Source organism: Vibrio sp. L3-7 (genome assembly GCF_963898195.1).
In the GTDB taxonomy this organism is placed as follows: Bacteria; Pseudomonadota; Gammaproteobacteria; order Enterobacterales; family Vibrionaceae; genus Vibrio; species Vibrio echinoideorum.
On record NZ_CAWQUW010000003.1, the window covers coordinates 138,055 to 153,138 of the forward strand.

At 42.4% G+C, this 15,084-nt stretch carries 21 protein-coding genes and 2 pseudogenes; 3 read left to right on the forward strand and 20 right to left on the reverse strand.

What is annotated here, in order from left to right; translation table 11 throughout:
- Positions 1-225: 225 nt before the first annotated feature.
- From AACW75_RS04080 to AACW75_RS04135, 12 genes and pseudogenes are all read right to left on the reverse strand, one after another.
- Positions 226-660: a GNAT family N-acetyltransferase gene (locus tag AACW75_RS04080; RefSeq protein ID WP_145568344.1), complete on the reverse strand. Its 435-nt coding sequence runs from the start codon at positions 658-660 to the stop codon at positions 226-228.
- Positions 661-782: 122 nt separating this feature from the next.
- A pseudogene (locus tag AACW75_RS04085) lies at positions 783-1,066 on the reverse strand (hypothetical protein).
- A 400-nt stretch (positions 1,067-1,466) separates the two neighbouring features.
- The gene (locus AACW75_RS04090; protein ID WP_145568342.1) at positions 1,467-1,805 is read right to left on the reverse strand and encodes a GFA family protein; all 339 of its coding nucleotides are present in this window, start codon (positions 1,803-1,805) and stop codon (positions 1,467-1,469) included.
- A gap of 45 nt (positions 1,806-1,850) precedes the next feature.
- Positions 1,851-2,267: a nucleotide triphosphate diphosphatase NUDT15 gene (locus tag AACW75_RS04095; protein WP_145568341.1), complete on the reverse strand. Its 417-nt coding sequence runs from the start codon at positions 2,265-2,267 to the stop codon at positions 1,851-1,853.
- A gap of 25 nt (positions 2,268-2,292) precedes the next feature.
- Positions 2,293-2,850, reverse strand: a complete 558-nt coding sequence (locus AACW75_RS04100; RefSeq protein ID WP_145568340.1) for a nucleotidyltransferase family protein — start codon at positions 2,848-2,850, stop codon at positions 2,293-2,295.
- Between the two features lie 8 nt (positions 2,851-2,858).
- Positions 2,859-3,023 (reverse strand): annotated as a pseudogene (locus tag AACW75_RS04105) (MBL fold metallo-hydrolase); the annotation flags it as partial.
- Between the two features lie 121 nt (positions 3,024-3,144).
- Positions 3,145-3,762 carry an RraA family protein gene (locus tag AACW75_RS04110; protein ID WP_145568339.1) on the reverse strand — a complete coding sequence of 206 codons (618 nt, stop codon included), beginning with the start codon at positions 3,760-3,762 and terminating at the stop codon, positions 3,145-3,147.
- A gap of 119 nt (positions 3,763-3,881) precedes the next feature.
- Positions 3,882-4,415 carry a ClbS/DfsB family four-helix bundle protein gene (locus AACW75_RS04115; RefSeq protein WP_145568338.1) on the reverse strand — a complete coding sequence of 178 codons (534 nt, stop codon included), beginning with the start codon at positions 4,413-4,415 and terminating at the stop codon, positions 3,882-3,884.
- 159 nt (positions 4,416-4,574) lie between these two features.
- Positions 4,575-5,183 (reverse strand): sugar O-acetyltransferase, encoded by a 609-nt coding sequence (locus AACW75_RS04120; protein ID WP_145568337.1) that lies wholly within the window; start codon positions 5,181-5,183, stop codon positions 4,575-4,577.
- Between the two features lie 97 nt (positions 5,184-5,280).
- Entirely contained in the window at positions 5,281-5,655 is a 375-nt protein-coding gene (locus AACW75_RS04125) for a VOC family protein (RefSeq protein ID WP_017074972.1), read from the reverse strand.
- A 75-nt stretch (positions 5,656-5,730) separates the two neighbouring features.
- Entirely contained in the window at positions 5,731-6,450 is a 720-nt protein-coding gene (locus AACW75_RS04130; protein WP_145568336.1) for a pseudouridine synthase, read from the reverse strand.
- Positions 6,423-6,584 carry a hypothetical protein gene (locus tag AACW75_RS04135; RefSeq protein ID WP_012604036.1) on the reverse strand — a complete coding sequence of 54 codons (162 nt, stop codon included), beginning with the start codon at positions 6,582-6,584 and terminating at the stop codon, positions 6,423-6,425. Before AACW75_RS04135 ends, AACW75_RS04130 begins: the two co-directional genes overlap by 28 nt.
- Before the next feature lie 197 nt (positions 6,585-6,781).
- Between AACW75_RS04135 and AACW75_RS04140 the strand changes: the two genes are divergently transcribed.
- Positions 6,782-7,183 (forward strand): YkgJ family cysteine cluster protein, encoded by a 402-nt coding sequence (locus AACW75_RS04140; protein WP_145568497.1) that lies wholly within the window; start codon positions 6,782-6,784, stop codon positions 7,181-7,183.
- 64 nt (positions 7,184-7,247) lie between these two features.
- Here the strand turns inward: AACW75_RS04140 and AACW75_RS04145 are convergent, their stop codons facing one another.
- The 7 genes from AACW75_RS04145 to glpT form a co-directional block, all read right to left on the reverse strand.
- Positions 7,248-7,661, reverse strand: a complete 414-nt coding sequence (locus AACW75_RS04145) for an NUDIX hydrolase (RefSeq protein ID WP_145564949.1) — start codon at positions 7,659-7,661, stop codon at positions 7,248-7,250.
- 184 nt (positions 7,662-7,845) lie between these two features.
- Positions 7,846-8,226, reverse strand: coding sequence for a SpoIIAA family protein (locus AACW75_RS04150; protein ID WP_017074975.1), 381 nt, complete (start codon positions 8,224-8,226; stop codon positions 7,846-7,848).
- 140 nt (positions 8,227-8,366) lie between these two features.
- Positions 8,367-8,891, reverse strand: a complete 525-nt coding sequence (locus tag AACW75_RS04155; protein ID WP_145568495.1) for an HAD family hydrolase — start codon at positions 8,889-8,891, stop codon at positions 8,367-8,369.
- 42 nt (positions 8,892-8,933) lie between these two features.
- Positions 8,934-9,434, reverse strand: a complete 501-nt coding sequence (locus AACW75_RS04160; RefSeq protein WP_145568335.1) for a GNAT family N-acetyltransferase — start codon at positions 9,432-9,434, stop codon at positions 8,934-8,936.
- A gap of 80 nt (positions 9,435-9,514) precedes the next feature.
- On the reverse strand, positions 9,515-9,979 hold the full coding sequence (locus tag AACW75_RS04165) for an ASCH domain-containing protein (protein WP_017074978.1): 465 nt from the start codon (positions 9,977-9,979) through the stop codon (positions 9,515-9,517).
- Positions 9,980-10,200: 221 nt separating this feature from the next.
- A complete protein-coding gene (gene glpQ, locus AACW75_RS04170; RefSeq protein WP_135458457.1) occupies positions 10,201-11,256 on the reverse strand; it encodes a glycerophosphodiester phosphodiesterase in 1,056 nt (351 codons plus the stop codon).
- A gap of 81 nt (positions 11,257-11,337) precedes the next feature.
- The gene (gene glpT / locus AACW75_RS04175; RefSeq protein ID WP_145568334.1) at positions 11,338-12,711 is read right to left on the reverse strand and encodes a glycerol-3-phosphate transporter; all 1,374 of its coding nucleotides are present in this window, start codon (positions 12,709-12,711) and stop codon (positions 11,338-11,340) included.
- Positions 12,712-13,244: 533 nt separating this feature from the next.
- On the opposite strand from glpT, the gene AACW75_RS04180 reads away from it, so the two are divergent.
- Positions 13,245-13,955, forward strand: a complete 711-nt coding sequence (locus tag AACW75_RS04180) for a membrane lipoprotein lipid attachment site-containing protein (RefSeq protein ID WP_145568333.1) — start codon at positions 13,245-13,247, stop codon at positions 13,953-13,955.
- A 196-nt stretch (positions 13,956-14,151) separates the two neighbouring features.
- Complete coding sequence (locus tag AACW75_RS04185) at positions 14,152-14,652, forward strand: hypothetical protein (RefSeq protein WP_145568332.1); 501 nt, start codon at positions 14,152-14,154, stop codon at positions 14,650-14,652.
- Between the two features lie 154 nt (positions 14,653-14,806).
- On the opposite strand, the gene AACW75_RS04190 is transcribed toward AACW75_RS04185, so the two are convergent.
- The gene (locus tag AACW75_RS04190; RefSeq protein WP_004733911.1) at positions 14,807-15,061 is read right to left on the reverse strand and encodes a DUF3297 family protein; all 255 of its coding nucleotides are present in this window, start codon (positions 15,059-15,061) and stop codon (positions 14,807-14,809) included.
- Positions 15,062-15,084: the final 23 nt, after the last annotated feature.

The window sequence follows — 15,084 nt, forward strand, 5'->3', positions numbered from 1 at the left end:
GACCTAAGCTAATGGCATCACAAACATAAAACCGAGTACCAATCCAATAGCGTGATTCGAAAGTGAATTTTATGGCATTGATAAATAAAGTAAATTTATATTATATAAAATTCAGATATGAAACAACACTATCATCAGCATGTCGCTAAACAATGAGACCTAGCTACATATAAGAGTTAGCCAGTACGGGAATGAAATGCGCTGTCGAAGGGGTAATATCAAACGCTAGACGTTGCCATTGCTCGAACTATTAAACGAATACATTCGAACTTCGTCTCGTGGAAACCAGCCTAACTTTTCATAAAACTGTTGTGCGTTCACATTGTCGTTGTATACAAATAAGTGCGTCTTAGGGATGCCTAGTTTAGAAAGTGAGTCGACTGCTTTTGCAACTAATTCACACCCTAGCCTTTGCCCTCGAAACTTAGGGGAAACAGCCAAATGTTGTAAGTAACCCCGGCGTCCGTCAGTACCTACTAATACGGCACCAACAATTTCGTTTTCATTTTCCACGACAAAACTTAAACCGGGATTACGTTCTAGATAACGTGAAATACTCTCTTTCGAATCCGCGTCCCTGATGCTCATGCCTTCTGTCTGACACCACAATGCGATTACCGCATCATAGTCTGAAATTACCATTTCCCGAATGTTTACCACTTTACTCTCTCTGTTTATGAGGTTGTTTAGTTAGCCGTGTTTCTCGCAATAAATGAGTAGCCAATAAGATTTATGTGTTAAAGAATATCTTGGCAAAACCTAAAGAGATAACCGTCTGGGGTTTAGACTATGAACTGCTTCTGAGTCGCGATCGAATCCCCACATTGATAAGACTTTGACTCTAACGTTAAGTAAATAGAATCAGCGGCGCTTTCGTTAACTCTCTGATATAGAGGTTCGATATCGATAACATCCCATTGAAAGTTAACGCCACGCCCTAAAGGTAACTCCAGATCACCCGATAGCCATTTTCGACTTTTGCCCGCAATCCCAACACATCGACAAAGAAAGATTTGCTCACATTAATATCGAAACAATAAAGCTCTGGAACTACTCGTGATGTCATGATTTACCTGTCTCATTATTTTATTGCTGATTAGTCATCTTCTTTTAATGCTAGAGGGCTATTGCGTTACTTTCTTTATTGGCTGACACACTAACAGCACGTAAAACAATGTAAAACTAAGCACCATGGCACCTAAAGTGCTAAACCCTGCATAATTCATTGAAATCGAAACCGTAAAAGGGGCAATAAAAAAGAGTGAATAGTAATAAATAGTAAAAGGCTTAAATACTTGAGCGCATTGTTTACATGGCATGTGCTTGGAAGGATGTAGCTTCGATTTCTCTTTAATAGAAACCGACGCCCCACAATTTGGACACTTGAACATCGAACTTCTCCTTAATACGACTAAATCTACCGTTTCAATAAAGCAAGACACGGTGAAAGTACCTTGTTAGTTGACTTAGTACGCTGCGCCGTTGATCTTACGAACTGGGATGCTTGCAAGCACTTCATTTTCGGCCATTCTCATGTTCACAGCCAAGATATCTGCGGAGCATTTCTCTGTCGTTACGTAATGCGTTAAACATCCACATAACTTGCAGCGATGAAATTCGACTTCTTTATCGCCCCAACAATAAAACTCAGTTTTCTCGCTCAAGTTGATTTGAACTTGCTCCGGAGAAAAATACGCCCAAACGGCAGCATAACGACGACAGATAGAACAATTACACTCCCCGACTTCGTCTGGAAGCGAGCTCAGATCTAAACGCACATTTCCGCAGTGACACTTTAATTCCATTTGATTGTTTCCTGTATTCACATAGCAACGGCCTAACAATTTGTTTTACTGCGCTAACTTCCCAAGAATGACCGGATCGTTAAGCAAATTCGTCAGAGGAAGAAACAATGGCTTAGGTAACTCATCTAGCTTAAACCATTTCCATTGCTTACATTTATCAGGTTCTGTTACCTCTGGTTCGCCGCTAGCATCAGAAGCAACAACAAACAGCGTTATATAGTGCTTGTTCTCTTTCTCAAAAATATCATTGGTAAAAGTGAGCTTCTCAAATGCACTAACGACCAAGCCAGTCTCTTCGAGTGTTTCACGTTTAGCACACTCTTCAATGCTTTCACCCCATTCAAGGTGTCCGCCCGGCGTTGCCCACGTATGAGCCCCATAGGAACCAATTCGATCTCCAAGTAACACTCGTCCTTCACGTAGAATAACCGCAGCTACACCTACTATTACTTCCTGACTCACCTAAAACTCCTTAATATTCTATCAATCAACCCCAAGGGAGCACTTTCACTTGCTGCCATCGAGCCTTATAGCCAGTGGTCATTTTGTTGTAATTTGCTTCTGTCATTGCTCGCTTATTCGGTTTAATCAGCATATCAAATGCGTCGTCTACACCGTATGGGGTAAACAACTTGATGTCGCCTGAATCATCCAAAGTAAACGCGATAGCAAATGCAGAGAGCCAAGACTCGATACCTTGCTCAACACGTACGTATGGCTGAATGAAGCAACCAAACTTCTTAGCATAACGATCATGAATCGTCGCTTGGTTCTTTACGTCCACGTCGACACAATGACTTAACCGCGAACGAATGCGGTTTTTGAACTCATCCTCAGTGATGATTGAAGCATTATTGAAATAGACAACATCGAAGTCTTTAACTTGGTCTAGAAGTGGTTTGTTTTCGATATCATTCCAGATGATTTGAGTGATAGCACCGCCTGCAATATAGAAGTTTGGCAAGCCCACTTCACGACATGTTTTGGCTGTTTCGATTAACTCTGGAACTTGTTGAATGAGGTTCTTTAGTTTTTGTTTATTCATCGCGACCTATCAACACCCAGCAATGGTGGATTTTGACAAAACGTATCGCCACTTCCCATATCGAACAAGATCTTTAGTGTCTCGGTTTCAATATGCAGTGACAGCCCGCGCTCAACGGTTAAGTCTTTCCGATTATCCAGTCGAATATTATCAACCAGCGTCGTTATTTTCATACTTCGTCGCAGTCCTTACGATTACTGTCTTCTCCATGGATCGATGAATTTATTCGTTGTCGTCTAATGCTTGTTAATCGATGAAAAATACCACGCGTTACAAGTCAACTTGCAGCACTACTTAAGTTTTTTGTTTCGCAGAAGTTATTGCTTGGGCTATTTTAGCCCTATGACTCGTTTCCCACTCAGCGAGCGTTAATGACGCTTCTTTACTTGCTTTCTTTGAAGCCATTAAAAACACTTCATCTTTTCTTGATTTAGGAATAACGACAATACCCTCAACATCAGCAACAATGATATCTCCCGTAGAGACCTTTGCTCCCCCGCAAGTGATTGGAGCACCCAATTCAGAATAGACCCCCTTATTTCCCGGCACTGGATGAACACCTTTCGCAAAAACTGGAAACTTCATATCTGAAATTTCACTCAAATCTCGAATAACACCATCAATAATAAAGCCTTTGATACCTCGACTCTTAGCGACTGCACATACATTCCCGCCGGCTACTGCGTATTCGCTATCAACTCCATCCACAACAATGATAGAACCTTCTGGTGCTTCGTATATTGCAGAATGAAGCATTAAATTATCACCAGAAGTTAACTGAACAGTAAAAGCTTCTCCAACAATTCGCGGCATACCCTGCCAAAGAGGACGAATGCTAAAGTTGATAAAATGGTCGTTACTTAATATGTTTCCGTAATCGGTTGTCGCAAGTGTTGAAAAATCTGACTCCATATTTTCACTCCATGTTTGAAAAAAGCCTAACGCTGCGCCAAGTCTTGAGCAACACCTAGACTAGACTAGACTATTACACCGTAAACACTTAAGCCGACCCAAACCAAAAATGACGATTGTCAACTGTCAGCTTGAACAATTTGTTTTGTGCATTCTCGGCTGAAACGCCGAACCTTTGTTCGCATGTTTTTCATTGGTGAAGATGTGTTAAATTGAATCATCCTACCGAGTGTCCACTGCTCATACCATTCGACACCATACAACTCACCATCACTCAAGGTTGAAATTAACAAGAGAACTTTGTCTGTCGTGGATTCCAGCTCAATAAGCAAGTCTTCGTAGACCCAATCTTGATACTTGCGATGAAAGCTTTCAGCCAACAAACCTAACTCGTTCCATTTGTAGTTAGTTTCGGGAAAGTCTACGTGTTTACCTTGTGACTTCAGGGCATACCACTTGAGCACAAGTTGACCCCAACCAATCAAGTAAGCTGCCGTGTCACAGACACTGATTAGCGTACCCTTAACATTCCCTTCAACACCGATTTGACGAGACCGGTCTTCAGGTATTTGACGATAATCCGACATTAGCTTGGGGAAAATTGAGTTTATCGCCAGCTCTAAATCGTCTTTATTTTTTGATATAGAAGACATTGTTATCTCCATTCGCACAACAGCTATCAGACCGAAAAATTTTGCACTTAAATCCTGAATAATTCTGTCTAGTTTCTAAGATATGCAATCAATATACAACCAAGCCATTGCATAACAATGGCTTATGTCACAGCTAATTTCAGCTAAGTGAAAAAGCGCTTACTTTAGTTCATCAGGAATGCGGCGGTCTTTATGGTAAAACTCTCGATCGTTTTCGCTGATTTCACGTACCACACGACACGGATTGCCAACTGCGACCACATTGGCTGGGATGTCTTTAGTGACTATGCTGCCCGCACCTATTACTGAATTTTCACCAATGGTGACTCCTGGAAGCACTACTGTGTGCGCGCCAAGCCATACGTTCTTACAGATGCGAACGGGAACATTGAACTGCGCGGCTTTGAGCCTAAGTTCAGGGCTAATGGGATGTGTGCCTGTCGCGATAGTTACGTTAGGCGCAATCATCACGTTATCACCAATGAATACGTCAGTATCGTCGACCAGAGTTAGGTTAAAGTTCACATATACGTTATTGCCTAGGTGCGTATGTCGCCCCCAATTGGCATGTAACGGTGGCTCGATGTAGCAACCTTCACCCACTTCAGCAAATAGCTGCTTCATGATCTGTTGGCGTTTTTCACCTTCACTCGGGCGAGTGTGGTTGAAGTCATAAAGCACTTCTAAGCATTGTGTTTGCTCAGCAACCAAATCAACATCGTCACAGTAATAAATGTCTTGGTTGTGCATTTTAGCCTTTATATCCATGTTTGAACCCATTTGATCATTACCGACTCTCGGTATAAAAATAAAACGACATATGGATAATTTGAAGTTTCACTGGCCTCAATGCAAGTTGGATGAATTAACGTGGCCTTATGTTCTCGGCAACACGCCATAGCACGCCACTTGGGTCAGTGATACAAAACTCAAGCATTCCCCAAGGCTGTTCTACAACCTCGGTAACGGTAACTTCAAATTCCGCCACTAGATTAGAGTTTTGGACGTGTTGATACCAACTTTTTACGTCTTCCACCAGCAAGTGCATCATGTAATTGTGACAGTGCGCAGGTTCGTAAAAATCTTGTAAAAGGAATGCATAATCGCCGTGACGAAAATAGACGATATCATGGAATTCAGACATGATTTCAAAGCCTAAAGTTTGATAGAAACGCTTAGACAAATCGAAATCTTTCGCGGGGACAAACGACTTTATTTCTGCGACTTTCAGGTTTTCCATGACACACCTTTCCTTCTGGTTTTCTTATGGCTTTGAAGCCTAATTATCTAGCTAGGCTTATTCTTTAATTGGTTTTCAGTGACTGGAAAAAGACGCAACTTCATCGTTAGTGAGGTATCGCCACTGGCCTTCTTCGACATCCAAGCTTACTTCGCCTATTTGCTCTCGGTGAAGCCCGACAACGCGGTTACCTACTGCAGCAAACATTCGTTTAACCTGGTGAAACTTACCTTCTGTAATGGTTAGTAATACTTCTTTCGGGCTAATCACTTCTAGTTCTGCGGGGCGCGTTGGTGATTTCTCACCTTGCAGCTGAACCCCCGCTTTGAACTTATCTGCGACATCGTCTTTGATATCGCGTGACAATGTCACGCGATAGACCTTTTTACACGACTTAGTCGGCAATGTGATATTGAAAGACCAACGGCCATCATCGGTGATCAACACTAAACCGGTAGTGTCGGCGTCTAACCGCCCTGCGATGTGCAATTCAGATGCTTTATCTAAGTCTAAGTAATTGAAAAGCGATGGGTACACTTCGTCGATATTTGAACAGATGGTGCCCGCAGGTTTGTGCATCAAGATATATTGGAACTCACGCAGTTCAAGCGCTGTTCCGTTCAGCTGAATGTCGTTGCTTTCATGAACCTGAGTCGATTCATCTGTCACAGTTTCACTGTTTACAATCACCGCGCCATTCTGGATTCGTTCAATCGCTTCTAGCTTGGTCAGTTCCGTGCTTTTACAAAGGTATTTATCAAGGCGCATTAATCGTCTGCACCACATTTCGCACAAGGCTTGTAGGTACGTTCACCTTGAGCAATCACCACATAGTCTCGAACGCAGTTATCACATAGCGCTAGCTTTGGGTAAGCGTCTTTTTGTTTCTTTGCGTTAATGTCGCCTTCGGTGGTGTATACGGTTCTCATTTTTATACCTTTGTTTAATAACTTGCTAGGCGTAAATTGTATCACTGTTTACAGCCTTGTTTGCAGTGTTGTGACTTAGATAAATGAGTATCAGATGAGGTGGTTCCTTTGAGTTTCGAAGTGATGAACAACAAAATCAACGTGCCACGCCTATCAGTGGTAAAATGAAAAAAGCTCACCAACCAATGAAGTCATTAATGAAAAATTGTAATCAATGCGGAAAATGCTGTATCAAATATGGAGATGGTGACCTTGCCGCAACTCAAGAAGAAATCGATTTGTGGGAACTGTTCAATCCAGACATTTTTGAATATGTTCGAGGTAGTGAGATCTGGTTTGATCCTAAATCTGGCGAACGCTTAAGTCGTTGCCCTTTCCTAGAAGTTGTTCCTACCAAAGATAAGAATGTTCAAGCTAAATATACATGCAGTATCTATTTAGACCGCCCAGAAGACTGTCGTCATTATCCAAGCTTAATCAATGAGATGGTAATAGATGAATGCGAGATGATTGAGGTGGTGGATTTACAAGATACGAAAAAAGCTCAAAGGAGACTCGACTTTTTAATGAAAGATAGCCGCCCTTCAAGCTTTTCATAAAGGTTGATCTTTAAGGATCAACCTTCGAATTAACTATTAACTATTAACTATTAACTATTAACTATTAACTATTAACTAGCGGAAGAAACTGGTTCGCCTCTAACCAGTCAACAGCAACCAAAGCAGCCAGCGAACATACCGCCCTGTCATTACCATCGACAAATTTTAGCTCTTCAATTTCAGCGTCTGGTGATAATTCACCCGCGTATTCAGCAAGGTAACAAGTAAGCTGAACGGAAACACCTTCTGCTTTGCCATCGGCTTGGCCAGTAAATGTCTCTACGTATTTGATGGAGTTAGGCACCAAGTCGACCGAAATTTCTTCTTTGATTTCGCGTACTAGCGCTTGCTCATCACTTTCCCCCGCTTCGCGCTTTCCGCCCGGAAGGTAGAACAGTTCCTTGCCTTTTGATCTCACCATCAAAAGCTTACCGTCTTTAATGAATATCCAAGCGAGCTTATCAATTACCTTATTCATGTTCTTAGACCTTGTTATTGTGTTTATTATTCTGGTTAGTACGATCGCATCGCGGCAGGCGCATGTTACATGCAGCAGTGAACATATTCTATTGAATTGCTTAGGAAATTGATTTTGGCGTCGATAAACCACAGCCTTCAATAGAATACTCACCGGCTGTCATAAGAACTGAACTGTGGTTGAATTAATCAATGAGCCATTCAATAGCGGAGTCGTGTTCTTCGAACGATTTTATCTCGCCAGACACAAACCAGCTTCCTACTTTTGAAGCGAGTTCCTGCCAATTTTTGTCGCCATAAATCGCTATCTTGTCGATCTTAGAATTAAGCTCTAGCCCAAGTTTGAAATCGTCCCACGCAGCGCGCAGTTCCCAACCCGTTAACGTTGATATGTCGACCAACATCTTCAGTGCCGAAGAATCGATCTCTTCTATCGCTGTGTTTAGGATTGGCATCATTGCTTGATAATCGTCGTGCGTGAGCTTTCCTTTCGCTTTAAACACAATGATTGTTTCACCGCTAACACGTTCAATCCCAACCGATATTCCATGACGTTCGATACTCATAACTTAGTCCTCTTAATGGAAACTAGAGTTAGCTTAGAGGATCAAGGAGCGAATAAATGAGATGCCTGCGTCAAAATCATCAAGCTTTAAAGTGGGTTTTCAGCTTAGAAAAGCTAAGCCATAGCCGCAATTAAACTTAGTTATAACGACATCTCCAACAGCTCACTCAAATATTGAATCTGCACGACATTTGCAAGATCTGATTCGCTCAGCTTCTTGCCACTGGAGTTTAACCAAATGGCTTGTAAGCCTGCTTCTAACGCTGGGTAGATGTCTTTTGCGAGGGTATCTCCCACCATAGTGACGTCTTGTGGTTTAACACCGAGCTTAGCAATGATAGCGGGATAGAAACCCGAATCGTATTTAGATAACCCAATACTCGCCTTACAGAAATAACCATTAATATATTGAGACAAACCGACACGTTCAAACGCACGGATGATGTCATCCTTACTGGAATCGGCCGCATTGGTCGCGATGTAGATGTTGTGATGTTTCGACAATTCAGAGAGTAAGGCTTGTGCTCCACTCACTTCTTCTACTGTTTCCCAGTCACACATTTTCCCTGGTGCGTCTGGAAAGTCGATCATCAGCGTATTGCCCCAATCGAATAGGACGGTTTTGGTCAGCTTGGTTGGAGCTGTTACTTTTGTAGCGTTGGTCATCATGTCTCCTACATCGATGATGTTACGAACTTTTAGTCGTACTTAAAAGAACTTCTCGATTAGAATCTCATCAAAGTACTGGTCTCCAATCTTGCCATGTTTCTTAGCTGTCCCAACAGTTTCAAAGCCTTGCTTTAAGTAAACCGCTAATGCACGTTCGTTGTCTGCTCGCACATAAGCAAATAGTTTTTCGTAGCCTTTGGCTTTTGCTACTTGGAATGTATGTTCAAATAACTGCTTTGCGACGCCTTGCCCACGGCTGTTTGCGTCAACATAAGTCCCAATAATACCTACGTGGTCAAAGGCTTTCGTGTAAGAGGCAAACGGCTCTACGTTTTGAAAGCCATGTATTTGTGTATTTTGCTCGTTTACCGCGACACTAAACACGCCGCGCTCAGGGAATGACTCGATAAACGCCTTCTCTTCATCAACAGAAAAGGTCTGATCCAAGATGGTATAACGTGCTTCGATTATGATTGGGTTCAACACATCAATAATGCCTTGTGCATCATCTATTGTAACTTCTCTAACGGTTAAGCTCATTGTTATCTACCTTGTTACTGTTTGTTGAGCACTAACCTTAAACATAAAATGCCACGTATAGTGATTCAATCAAACTCTCTTTACTTATACACCACTTTGAAGTGTTCAAGCATCAACATCATGTCTTCAGATGGAGTGATCTTGAGTTCTTCACACTCACGAGAGAAGAAGTTCCAGTGCGCTTTCTTCCACCATTCTAAGGATTTGTCACCCTCGCCCTCAGCGGCAGCAAATTCAGCCGTGACTTCATTATATGGACACGATGAAACTGAGGTGATTTCAACGATGCAGATAGGCTTGCCATTCCAATCAGTGACGACTTGTAGGTGGCCTATAATCGGCCTAGTCTCACCTTCATGGGTGTACCAATATTCAAGGCCGCAGGACGCTCGCTTTTCGCCGTTCAGTATCAGCTGTGCACACAAGTTGGCGTTGTATTCGTCGGCGCAGTAATAGTCAGCACTGAATGAGGTGTATTGTTTGGCAAGTTCCGTTGGCAATGAGTTTAGATAGTTATCTAGATAAGCCTGGCTTCTTTCTTCCATGATCTTTCCAATTTGAATATAAGGTTCAGTCAGCGAGCACCTCAATGAGGAAGCAACAGACTGCAGTGTTCGGTAAGCTATCAAGGCGTGAGAACGGTGTAAACCTAGAGAACCTAAAAATGGGGTTTGAGTGAGAACGGTGTTAGAGAGAAAGAACTAAAAGCACCTTTAAGCTTTGCTTTTAGCTCTTTGTATCTCGTTATTTATGATTGTTGAATAGCTTAACGGTTAAGGAAATCAACCGCTTTGTCTGGGAAGTCGGTAAACAAACCATCGACTTTTACTTGATTGTAGAAAACGTCCAACATGCCATCAAAGTTGTCAGCGTAAGCTGGAATTCTTCCTGGATCAGCACGGAACGTATAAGGGTGCACGTCTAGACCAGCGTCTTTGGCTGATTTCATTAACGGCTTGATAATGATGTTTCCTTTGGTCGATGCATCGTCTACCAACATAGGTTTCCAAGGGCCAATGCCGTCAGCGTAGGTAGCGACCTTTTCCATGCCGCCTTTCTCAAACATCCAGTCGTAACTGTATGGTGTGGCTTTGTCGCCCTTGTAAGTCATGGTTTCGTTCCAATCGGTGTAAGCCATCAACTGAACAAGTTTGAGATCCATTTCCATGGCTGGCATTAACTCATCATTAATGCGTTGCAATTCGTTGGCGTCAAAACACTGCAAATAGACCTTGTCGTCTTGCGATAAATAACCATATTGATTCAACGTAGCAAGCACGGCTTTAGAGATATCTTTCCCTTCATGACGGTGGAACCAAGGTGCTTTGATTTCAGGATAAATGCCTACGTCATAACCGAGCGTCTTGTTTAAGCCTTGGATCAATTCGATTTCTTCTGCAAAAGTAGCGACCCGGAAATCAGACTGCCACATAGGGAAACGTGTTGGGTACCCTGCCACTCTGTTGCCTTGTTCATCGAGGTTAAAACCCTCAGTTACTTTTAATGATTTAATTTCGGCAAGCGTAAAGTCAATCGCGTAATAGCGGCCATCTGCTCGTGCGCGATCTGGAAAGCGGTCAGCAACATCGGTGACGCGATCCAAATAGTGGTCATGCAATACCACCAATTGATCGTCTTTGGTCATCACGACATCTTGTTCAATGTAATCGGGTTTCATTGCGTACGCGAGTGCTTTAGCCGGTAATGTGTGTTCCGGTAAATACCCTGATGCACCACGGTGAGCAATCACTAAAGGGTCGGCGAACGCATTGGTTGATAAGCTAAGTGCTAAAAGAGTTAGGCACATTGACGTTGTTTTCATTATTTCTATTCCTTTGATAGCACAGAGGCAGGATATCCCTGCCTCTGCTGTCTATTAGTATGACGTTGTCTAATTAGTAAACTACTGAGTTAACGGTTCTTTTTGTTGCACTAGTTCTTTTTGTTTATGGTGCGCACGCTCACCTAAGAACGCGTAAATCAGACAAATTATTGAAGCAACACAAGCACCGACCAAGATAATGAAACCACCATCCCAACCGTAATGGTCAACCATAAAGCCAAGTACTGCGTTGGCAGCAACCGCACCGCCTAGGTAGCCAAACAAACCAGTTAAGCCAGCCGCTGTACCTGCCGCTTTTTTAGGTGCAAGCTCAAGCGCATACAAGCCGATTAGCATTACTGGGCCATAGATAAGGAAACCAATCGCAATCAGTGCCAGCATATCAACCGTTGGGTTGCCTGCTGGGTTTAGCCAGTACACCAACACAGCGACAGTCACGAGAACCATGAACAGGATCCCTGCAGGTGCGCGTCGGCCCTTAAACAACTTATCTGAAATCCAACCACACAATAAAGTGCCAGGGATACCTGCCCACTCGTACAAGAAATAAGCCCAAGACGATTTATCTACTGAGAAATCTTTCGCTTCATTTAAGTAAACCGGAGCCCAATCGAGTACGCCGTAACGAATCAGGTAAACAAACGCATTCGCGATAGCAATTGACCACAACAACTTATTAGAGAATATATACTTAAAGAAGATTTCTTTAGCCGTCATCTCTGTCTCATGAGACTTATCATAGTCATCTGGGTAATCGTTTTTGTGTTCTTCAATTGGAGGTAAGCCACAAGACTGAGGTGTGTCTCTTACTGTGAACCAAACAAAGACAGCAACGAGAGTGGCAAAAAATGCAGGAACATAAAAAGCGGTTCGCCAGTCGTCGTTAAAAGCCCAAAGACCTAATAAGAACATTGGACCAATCAATCCGCCGCCAACATTGTGCGCCACGTTCCATACCGACACTATCTCGCCACGTTCTTTCCGTGACCACCAGTGCACCATGGTTCGCCCACAAGCCGGCCACCCCATACCTTGGAACCAACCATTCAAGAACAGAAGGATAAACATTGCAGTAATGCTGCCTGTTGCCCATGGCATAAAACCAAAGCAGAACATAACCAATGCCGACATTAACAAGCCGCCACTGAGGAAGTAACGAGGATTAGATCGATCAGAAACGCTTCCCATCAGAAACTTAGATAAACCGTAAGCGATTGATACAGCGGCCAAAGCAACCCCTAGCTCTCCTCGGCTGTACCCTTGTTCAATCAGGTATGGCATCGCCAAACTGAAGTTTTTTCGGACTAGGTAGTAACCCGCATAACCAACAAAGATGCCGAGAAAAAGCTGCCATCGTAAACGTGTGTAGGTGCTATCAATCTTATCTGATGATAAGCGATCGATATGCGCCATGGGTTTGAATATTCCAAACATAGGAACCTCATAATTATTGGGCGATAGAAATTTTAAAATGCTCGAACGAAAAAAATAAAACGCTCATTCGAAATCACGGGCATTGTATGTGCTTCAGGATTAATTTCTGTGATAGAGATATCCATTAACAATAAATAACTTTAAATACAGCATTTTAGTTTCATTTAATTAGACTGCGCTTCATATTTTCGTTTGCGTGTTTCTGATTTACAGCAAACTTAAAATGCGTACATTTCGTTCGAATGAGTAAATATCGAACAAAATATTTTGTAGCAAGAAGGCTATCAAAACTTCATTTCCTACCAACCAACGAGGCATTTATATTCTATGGCTTTCTTTCGAAGTTAAAATACATAGCCAGACGTGATGTTAAACCTATACTTCCGTTTATTTATTGAACGTTGCTGCTTGCGTATCGTACAACCTCAAGCGATGCAGCAACGCTTAGGACAATTTTGTTTGTTCGCCCACTTATCTTGGAATGGTGTGCAGTCATCAGCTTCTTATGAATTAAATAAACGATAGGAAATATCATGAACAAATCACTTATCGCTCTTGTGCTTACTGCTGTTTTAGCTGGCTGTTCATCAGGTGGGACATCTGAACCAGCACAACCTCAATTTGACGGCGACTATGGTTTTGAAAATATCGATCCCGGTTTTGGACAAGATGATACCGATAACGATGGCGGTTATGAGAATACAGACCCTGAATATGGTGTTGATGCACCAAGTCTAAAAGACAAAATTGCACAAGCAGATTTAGGTTTCGTCCATATCCCAGAATTGGGTGATATTCCATTTTTTAATAAAGATACTGATGAAGCGCACATCGGAGCAGTAAAAGAACGCTCTAGTGAAGAAGAAACGCTTTACAGCATCTATGTGGATGACAAGCGTGTTGGTGAAATAATAATCCGTGATAGCCATGTCATTATCACTGCTGGCGACAAGGAAATCTCCGGAGAAAGAGAAACCTATAAAGATACCAATCAGACTTTTTGGACTGTACGAGGTACAAGCGGAAATGTAGTTGGCGACTTTAAGCGCCTAGACGATGGTGTTTGGGTATTCCGCGAGGAAATTAACCGCGAGACATTCGTTGTTAAATATCACGATGGGCAATGGCATTTCATCCCGATGTCGGATGTGAAAAACAAAATCAAAGACAACATGCCGTCTAAAGCTGAGATTGTAAAACTACGTACAAAAATACAAGCGAATAAGCTTCGCGCATTGAAGTAGCCATTCAAAAAACAGAACTGGCAGGCATTCAAACAGTATGTTTGGATGCTCTTCTTTACCTACCACTATCTAACACAACTCTTTCGGTAAAATGCTTCAATTTCTCAAGGATGATTCGAATTACGTGACCAATTTAATGGTTGTCTAGGTTTACACCGAGATCGCCAATATTCTGTAAACATAAGCGAGTGATCAAATGACCATCAAAAGCCTTCCTCTACTGACTCTAGCCGCTATCTTGTTGTTATCTTTTACTAGTGCTCACGCTTACGAGCAAAACCAAGATGAAACAGCGATTACGTTTGGGCTATCGGCTGAACGAGGTTGGCGCGATTGGTCAGCTTCTTACATCAAATACCGTGGTGTTGGTTCTCTGGGGTATGGCTTTGAATTTACACGCTCTGCTTACAACGAGGACACCTCGTCTTATGAATACAAACAACGTGACAACGAATATCAGTTTCACGCTCCTATTGGAATCACCGAGAACTTGTACATCACCCCCGGTTACGGGATTAAGCGAACACATACAGACGTAACTTTAGATAGCCGAGAGTTCTCTGATAGCTCAACCAAGCAAGTCGGTGGCATAGATGCAACCTACATTATGGACAGTGGTTTTGTTGTGACAGCAGGTTTCGATAAAGCTGAAGGCGAAGACCTAGAGTTTTCAATTGGTGCGGGTATCGCGTGGTAAACGATGGTGTTGGTGTAGTGACAAACATAGGAAAACAAAAAGGACCTAGATTTCTCTAGACCCTTTAAAGTAATAACGTTTGGTGACTTTATGTTGGCTAATTAAACACAACATTAGCTAATTACCCGAAATAGCAGTTAGTCACACAAAGTAATTATTCTTCGATGTAAAAAGCTTCTACAGAGCCTTTTAGAGTAATAAGCATTGGCTGACCACGACGATCTAGCGCTTTAGGTGAAGGGATCTTAACCCAACCTTCGCTGATGCAGTATTCTTCAACATCAGTACGCTCTTTACCATTTAGACGAATGCCGATTGGGTATTCGAAACACTCAGCCACGTGGTGTGGGCTGCGTGGGTTGCCTGCAAGATGATCTGGTAAAGCTGGTTTTGAATTAGTATCGCTCATGTTCATTACCTGTATGTACATAA